The 7,359-nt window shown below is 58.2% G+C and carries 6 protein-coding genes and 2 pseudogenes; 3 read left to right on the forward strand and 5 right to left on the reverse strand.

Features of this window, described 5'->3' with window-relative positions; translation table 11 throughout:
- The 4 genes from EN990_RS34325 to EN990_RS34340 all read right to left on the reverse strand — a co-directional run.
- Positions 1-358: nitroreductase family protein (locus tag EN990_RS34325; RefSeq protein WP_245469241.1), on the reverse strand; the 358-nt coding region annotated here is incomplete at its 3' end.
- Positions 359-488: 130 nt separating this feature from the next.
- The gene (locus tag EN990_RS34330) at positions 489-1,445 is read right to left on the reverse strand and encodes an AraC family transcriptional regulator (RefSeq protein WP_127370266.1); all 957 of its coding nucleotides are present in this window, start codon (positions 1,443-1,445) and stop codon (positions 489-491) included.
- Between the two features lie 484 nt (positions 1,446-1,929).
- A complete protein-coding gene (locus EN990_RS34335; protein WP_063170838.1) occupies positions 1,930-2,385 on the reverse strand; it encodes a MucR family transcriptional regulator in 456 nt (151 codons plus the stop codon).
- 409 nt (positions 2,386-2,794) lie between these two features.
- Positions 2,795-3,217: a metalloregulator ArsR/SmtB family transcription factor gene (locus tag EN990_RS34340; RefSeq protein WP_063170839.1), complete on the reverse strand. Its 423-nt coding sequence runs from the start codon at positions 3,215-3,217 to the stop codon at positions 2,795-2,797.
- 1,250 nt (positions 3,218-4,467) lie between these two features.
- Here EN990_RS34340 and EN990_RS34345 point away from each other — a divergent pair.
- The 3 genes and pseudogenes from EN990_RS34345 to EN990_RS36500 all read left to right on the forward strand — a co-directional run.
- Positions 4,468-4,692 carry a hypothetical protein gene (locus EN990_RS34345; protein ID WP_024505842.1) on the forward strand — a complete coding sequence of 75 codons (225 nt, stop codon included), beginning with the start codon at positions 4,468-4,470 and terminating at the stop codon, positions 4,690-4,692.
- 800 nt (positions 4,693-5,492) lie between these two features.
- Entirely contained in the window at positions 5,493-6,143 is a 651-nt protein-coding gene (locus EN990_RS34350) for a response regulator transcription factor (RefSeq protein WP_245322253.1), read from the forward strand.
- A 493-nt stretch (positions 6,144-6,636) separates the two neighbouring features.
- A pseudogene (locus tag EN990_RS36500) lies at positions 6,637-6,779 on the forward strand (ATP-dependent DNA ligase); the annotation flags it as partial.
- Between the two features lie 272 nt (positions 6,780-7,051).
- Here EN990_RS36500 and EN990_RS34365 read toward each other — a convergent pair.
- Positions 7,052-7,359: pseudogene (locus EN990_RS34365) on the reverse strand (phosphomannomutase/phosphoglucomutase); the annotation flags it as partial.

Consider the following 7,359-nt stretch of genomic DNA (forward strand, 5'->3'; position numbering starts at 1 on the left):
GAACGGTGCTGGCATCGGCCAGCTGGCCGATGATGATGAAGGTCACGGCCGCGTCGGTGATCGCGGGCTGATTCCGGGCGATCGGACGCAGCCGGGCCTTGGCTTCCGGCGAGCGTACGGCGATGAAACGCCAGTTCTGCAGGTGGAAGGAGGTTGGCGCGGACGTGCCGATACGCACCAGGCCGCGGATCTGGTCGTCGCTCAAGGTGGCAGCAGGGTCGTAGTACTTGGCGGCACTGCGGCTCAGGATCGTTTCGATGACGGCGTTCGTGGCGAAAGCGTTTTCGCTCTTCCCGGTCTCCCCGAAGATCTCGGCGGCTACGCGGGTTGCGGGTCCGGTGGTGGCGATGCAGTTCATTGGATGGCTCCCTTATCAAGTGATTGCGGAGCCCAATTTACGAGGACGAGTGATTATTTCGAGACTGATTCAGCTCAGTATGATGCGCGAAAGGATCAAACTGCGCCTTCGCGATCCCAGACCGTGTGCGTTACTCGCCCTTGTGCGCCAGTCGCCGCCACTCCCCCGGCGTCATCCCCATCCTTTCGGCGAAGACATGCCGGAATGCCGAAACGGATTGATACCCGACGGTCTCGGCCACGGCCTCGGCGCTGATGGCTGGCTTCTTCAACTCGTTGGCGGCCAGGCTCATGCGCAGATCAGTCAAAAAATCGAGGGCGGAGCGACCCAGCTTGTCCTGAAACTGGCGCATGAACGTAGCGCGCGACATCCCGCACAAATCGGCCAGATCGGGCAGTTTCCAAGGCCGTGCCGCATCGGCGAACATTGCCGCAATTGCTGGTGCCAGCCGCGGATGGCCAGCCAGGGCCAACAAGCCTTCGGGGGCTTTCCCGGATTGGCTCGCCGCGCGCAGTACCAGTGTGAAAAGCGCCGAGGAAAGCGGGTTGAGAATGGCGCGCCCTCCCGCCCTGTCACCGGAGGACTCCATCCGCATCAGCCCGACAAGACCGGCAAGTTGGTTGGATGCGGACCCCATGCCGTCTTCTCCATGGCTGTCCACAGCGCGTGTCACCAGGTTGGCGGGCAGGTAGTTGCGGATCAGTCGATCATGGGGCGGCGCGATAAAAAATCGCCCACACAGCAGATCCAGTTGCTCGCCCTCGCCATCATTCTCGCTCAGCATCCATCCGGCTGACCCCCGGCGTTGCTGGGTAGGAATTGGTGTTTGCCCGCTACCGTCGTGCAGTACATGCGCCGCGCCGTGAGGCAGCAGCACAATATCTCCGCTCAGCAGCTCCCGCGCCGCTCTCGTCTTCGGATCCTCGAGAATGGCCCGGCCCTTGACTATGACGTGGTAGGGAATTTCGTTCGCGGCAGCCTTGTTCCAGGCAACGCGCCACGGTGCACCATAGGCGCAGCGGACCTCGAGCTGGCCGGTCACGGTGATGATTTGCAGGAGATGGCTCAGCCAGTCCACTTCAGACATTGGACCTCGAAACGGAGATAGTGAAACGTCTTATCGTAATTATGGATTGTTTGCACAAATCGAAAGTACCAAGAGAGACGGCAACACGCCCGCCGATCATGAATGCGTCTCCAGGTGAAGAACTTGTCTACATGCCGAGCGCGGAGGCACCACGCACTAGATTGCTGCGGCCGTAACGGAGCAACTGGTAAAAGGATGGAGCAGTTTCCTGTCTCTGAACAGCTGCGAGGCCGATCAGCCGCCGCAGCCTACCGCCATCCCCGCACCATATGAGATTGGACGCTGCGCCCTGGGGTCTCCCAATGAGTGTCCGGTGGTCTCACCATCCATCGGTTGCAGCCATTCGTCAGAGCTGATGATGGCTCACGGTCGCTTTCAACAGAGGACGGTATTTGTTATCCAGGCCGATATTTGGAGCCGAGCGATATTGTGATGCTTGCCTTGTGATCCAGGTTGCCCCGCCGCCTTTGATAGACACCTGTTGTTAGGCCTTAGCTTTCCGATTCGCTGGTGTTTTCCTCAACGGCGTTTTTGCAGTTGGCTTGCGGCCGAGTCCGCTGGATTTCGCGAGGGCTGACCGCTGGGCCGCGTAGCTCGGTGCAACCATGGGATAGTCCTTGGCGAGCCCCCACCTGGCTCTGTACTCGTCGGGTGTCATTCCCAGCAACCCAAGGTGGCGCTTCATAGACTTGAACTTGCGTCCGTCCTCCAGGCTGATGATGTAATCGGGAAACACGGACTTTTTTGGATTGACTGCCGGAACAAGCGCGGGCGGCGTCGCTTCCACCGGCTGACCCAATCCCGACAAGGCAGAATTGACGCTGGCGATCAATTCGGGAAGACCGGCCGCCGGAATGGCGTTCTTCTGGACATATGCCGCCACTATGTCGGCGGTGAGCTGCAACAACTGGACCTGCGGTGCTTCAGCGTCATTCTGCATATTTCGAGTTTCCCATTTGATTGGCTTTGTCTCTATTGAGGAACTTTACAACGTGCAACGGCCCACAGATCATGGATGGGGCTCCACGCGAAGAAACCTGTCTATATTTTAAAGCGGTGGCACCGCACCTGACCTACCCGCTGGCAACTGACTGACCACAGGATTGATTCAATGCCGGCTTGAGGCAGTAGCAGGATACCGAGTGTTTATAGCGCAAGTCGGAGTACCGAGGTTCAATCGGGCGCGTCGATAGCGCGACCATAGTCGGCGGCATTCGCCAATCCACAGGGTATGCGTCAGCCGTTTCGCGATCCGGGGGCTGACGCCGCAGAGAAAACCCGCGGGTGGCAACAATCGCGCGGGTGATCTTCTCGATCCAACGGTGTCTAACCGAGATTCCTGGGGATAATCACTCGTCGCTCCGGGACTCGCTGGCGCTTTGACAAACTCGGTTTTCCAGACCGGGGGCCGAGTGCACAAGATCCTGGCATGTCACCGCCAAGGCACCGCCACCGGGCGGAACCGCTTGCCCAGACTGCTGGACAGCAACCACGACATTCCAATTGCAAAGCAGATCGCGTACCGCTCGATTTTCAGAGGAAAAATATACATTCCGGCCGTCCCGGCGGATTTTTACGAGCCCAACTTCCCGGAGCTTGGCTAGGTGGTGCCACGAGGCTGTCCGGCTAATATTAAGCCGTTCGCGAATTTTGCGATCCGGCAATTCATAGTCGAGCAGCAAGCTCAAAATGTGCAGCCGCCGCGCATTGCCCAGCACCTCCAGAAATTCGGCCGCTTGTGCGGCGTTAGCCCTTAGTCCGTCCGAGACCATGGATGCCTCTTCCCCAGCAACTTGCCGTCACGCCCGAAGACTGCGGAACAATCGATCTCTTCAATGAACACGGCCAGATCATCTGGCACGAGCCACTGGGCGTAGGACCGAAGCCGTCTCAACCCACAAGCCTTGGCATGCCTCTCGGCGCGCTCGGATTCAAGTCCAGCCATCGTTGAGCGCTGTTGTTGGATTGGCACGAAACCATTGAGGCGTCCTTCCGCCAGCTGACTGGCCCAGCAAGTCGTGACCTGTTCCACTCACCGCTCCTTTACGTGACCCGGCAGACAAAATACCACAGCCATGTCGATAGTGTCGGCTCCTCCATTATGATTAAGGTGGCGGGTTCTCCCCACCGCATTTCGGAGTTAGCCCTTTTGACGGTATGATTGCATTGCGTATCAACGGGATGCGCGGATGGGTTATTTCCCATTTCGACCGAGCCTCCGTTGTTGCGCCGACGCAGGCGGGCCGAAGCTTTCAACACATCGACTTGCCCGGTGCGATGTAGTGTCGTTCGATGACCAACACCGCCTCCCCTTCCCTCTGATGGCCTCCATCGATTACCAAAATCGTAAATCCGCGACCTACAGTGCCAGTCGCTTCGTCCGGTCTTCGTTGAGCCCCCAGCCGATTGGATATCGCTCTGCCCAAGCACTCTTGGTTCCCCTTGAAAGATCATAAATGAATCGTGTGGCAGGCCTGAGCATCGAGTAGCAACCATGGGCCTCGTGCTACGGGTGACCGGCGCCCCCGACCCGAAATCGTTGCTCGCCCCTCTTTTCTGAAGGATACGGGCCCCCTCTGTAGCCCAGCAACCACCCATCATTATGAGGATTGCTTGCGACAGGGGGCGAGCGATGCCGTAACCGCTGAGATCTCCTTCCCGGTCGATGTCAACCACGATCAGCACCGAATGGCCAATGACGACGCCAGCTTCGCGTAGTCCCTGGGCGGCATCGGGATGAGTAGGCAAAAGCCTCCTGGCTTTTTTGTTTCGAGCAAGGCGTCACGAAGGCTGGTCAGCGGTTCTGGCAATCTTCACCATGCGACCTTGCCTCCTGCAAACGGCTAACTCGCAATCGAGCGAACGCTACTAAAGAACGCCTCGACCAAGGAAATTGGTATCTTACAATACCGGCGCAGGCTTGTTGGGCTTTCAGTTGTAATCCTGTGCCGATGATGAAATCATGCGCGCGCTTGACAACGGGCAGGTTAATTCAAGTTCCGCCACCAGGAGGAGAAGCGGTATGACCACTCAGGTTGTACATCGCGTATTCGGTCCCAAGCAGGTCAGGCAATTCAGGGAAGTCTACGAGCGCGCGCGCGTTGTGGAGGCAACTTACCCCGATTCGCACATTGCCAGCAAAGCCGCCAAACGGCTGATCGAGGCATTCGAAGCCGAGATCCAGACTGACGGGACGGTTCTGGATTTTCAGCAGCTATGCGAAGCAAACCCCCTGGGGACCGCCTGAGACCCGGACGTTGTCTGGCGAAGGCTCACGATGAGCCGCTTCATCTGCCGACGTCAGCCATGCCCTGCAGGCGGATCGTGCTTGCCGTTCAAAAATCAAATTTCGGAAGTGGGTCGCCATGCGGAGCGATAGGGGAGCCATGGGGTGTTGGGCGGCGGTGGCTCCCCTATCCTGTCTCCGCATTTGTTCGCAGACAGGCAGCGTAAGCTCGAGCAGACGCCGGCAATCCAGTGTTCAGCGTGGTGTATACATCGTCAACGAAGCTTTTGGAGGTATGATGCAGCGTTGTCAGGAGGTGCGAGCAAACCCAACCACCGCCTATCGCATGAGACCCGCCGAATTAATCGCAAGAGCGCGTGCAACCAACACAGTGCGCGGTAACCGAGGATATCTATAGCCTGGTGCGGCACGGGCATGCGCCTTAGTTCGGGCCGCTCGCGCGGGTCAAACCGGTTTGGAGTCCCGTCTTCTCAACGTAAAAATTTACCGAAAAAATTAACTTATGTTAGAGAATGCTAATAAATAGCTCCTACACTCCCGAGGCTGCTCTACATGTCAGCAGCCACGTTGCTTGAGGTTCGCAATCAGCCTTGAGCGTGGAAAATGGGTCGGGTACCAAAAACTTCCAATTCTAAGAAAGGGCACTTATCGGGCGCCACAGGTACCTTCGTTGGGGAAGGGTGAGTATCGGTATGGTTTCTACAGCAGGACTGCACAGTTACGGTTCGTCAAATCGATCAAGAGTTCCGTCCAGCGGCACAGAAAATCTCCACCAAGAAGCAGGTAAGCAATACCTTCTCATGCTGGACGGGAGGGCCTTGGACCGCGAGTGTCTCGCTTCGGCGCTTGAGGATCATGAATTGGGCATGGTGGTCGTCGCCATGGGTTCGATCGAGGAATGGCGCATAAGGAAGGGTTCGGCTTCTCCCCTTTCAACCATACTCTTCAACCTCGGCGGCCGGAAGGTCACCGATCAGGGCATTGCAGAAGAAATCAGGCATATTTCGTCCGAGTTCAAGACCGTTCCGGTGGTCATCCTGGCCGACACCGAAGATCTTGCACAGGTGCTGACGGCTCTCGAATGCGGCGCACGCGGCTACATTCCGACTTCGGTCGGGATCGATGTGTGTGTCGAGGCGATCAACTTGGCTGCAGCCGGAGGCATCTTCGTTCCGGCCAGTAGTGTCCTTTCCATGCGGCACCTGATAAAATCAGGCAACTGCGACGCCCGGCCCTTGACGGGCATGTTCACGCTCAGGCAGGCAGAGGTCGCCCAGGCACTGCGACGCGGCAAGGCGAACAAGATCATCGCCCACGAACTGAACCTTCGCGAAAGCACTGTGAAGGTTCACATCCGAAACATCATGAAGAAATTGAAGGCGACCAACCGCACGGAGGTCGCCTACAAGGTGAACGATCTCTTCGCGGAAGGACCTCTGGGCCAAGAGTGATCGCATCAACAAGACGGCCCGTCCTGGTTTAGTGCTGGCGGGTCGTGTTTTTTGTCAACAGAACATTTGAATGAAGGTCGATGGATTTCGCGTTGCCGCACGACCGATGCCACGCGAGACTCCCTTCTGAATCGTGACTTTGCTCCGCGCAATGGAACAGCTTTTGAGAAGAGGCAGTCGGAGGGGTCCGGGGCAACGAAACGCCGCCCCGTTCGAGCGGCATTCTCGCCTGATCAACCAACAGCAGCAGCGGTCTGTGCCTCGGCCGTTCGTGCCAAATGACGGCGCAGGTCGCGCATGTCGACCTGCTGACCGCAAATCGGGCAGGTATGGAAATTGTCGTCTCGTGGGCTGGCTCGCCACCGTGCAGCTTGCCGGGGATTGGTGGTCCAAGGTCGGATTCGCCATGGCTATCAAACATTCAATTCGTCTAAAATGGTCCGGAACCATTTTAGCGCACGCTATATTGAATCGCAGTCTTGCGAGGCAGTTCATGCGTTTGAAGTTCATCCCACCTATTGAGCCGGAGCTTGTCGACACCCGCCCAAGCGGGGCGACTGGATTCACGAGATCAAATTCGACGGGTATCGCACTCAGCTCATCATGGATGAAGATGGCATCCGCCTGTTGACGAGAAGAGCGCGCCACAACCAGGACAGGTCAAGCGACTGATCCTTGGGTCTCATCACCGACAGGGGAAGTTTGCACCTGTTCGCGTCTCCGATCATGATGCGTATCCCAGCGGCCACCAAGGTTCACTCGGACGCCGGGATGGGTCCTGCAATTACTGGGCGAAGCGCAGGTGACCCACAACGGTACTTTTGACGCCGCGAGCTCCAACAGCGCGCGCGTTGGGGTGTGATCGATCAGGCAGACGTGCGGCTGTCAGCCGGCGGCCTAAGGGATACTCAGAATGTCTGGTTGTAGGCGCCCACCTCGGGGCTGCGGCGCAGCACGGTGTCGACAGCCTCGAACATCTCCCGTCGACGCTGCGACGACACCGGGCTTTCGACGACCACGACCAGTTCCGGCTTGTTCGACGAGGCGCGCACCAGTCCCCAGGTGCCGTCCTCGGCGACAACGCGCACGCCGTTGACGGTGATGAGGTCGGCGATCTTCTGGCCCGCAAAAACCGTTCCATCCCGCTTCATGGCCTGAAAGTCGGCAACCACCCGCTCGACAACGCCATACTTCACATCGTCCGCGCAGTGCGACG

Source organism: Mesorhizobium sp. M7A.F.Ca.US.005.03.1.1, from assembly GCF_003997975.1.
In the GTDB taxonomy this organism is placed as follows: domain Bacteria; phylum Pseudomonadota; class Alphaproteobacteria; order Rhizobiales; family Rhizobiaceae; genus Mesorhizobium; species Mesorhizobium ciceri.

What these genes read in the sequence shown, in the direction of transcription:
- EN990_RS34330 (WP_127370266.1), bottom strand. Translation starts at nt 1,445, where the DNA reads ATGTCTGAAGTGGACTGGCTGAGCCATCTCCTGCAAATCATCACCGTG.
- EN990_RS34335 (WP_063170838.1), bottom strand. Translation starts at nt 2,385, where the DNA reads ATGCAGAATGACGCTGAAGCACCGCAGGTCCAGTTGTTGCAGCTCACC.
- EN990_RS34340 (WP_063170839.1), bottom strand. Translation starts at nt 3,217, where the DNA reads ATGGTCTCGGACGGACTAAGGGCTAACGCCGCACAAGCGGCCGAATTT.
- EN990_RS34345 (WP_024505842.1), top strand. Translation starts at nt 4,468, where the DNA reads ATGACCACTCAGGTTGTACATCGCGTATTCGGTCCCAAGCAGGTCAGG.
- EN990_RS34350 (WP_245322253.1), top strand. Translation starts at nt 5,493, where the DNA reads ATGCTGGACGGGAGGGCCTTGGACCGCGAGTGTCTCGCTTCGGCGCTT.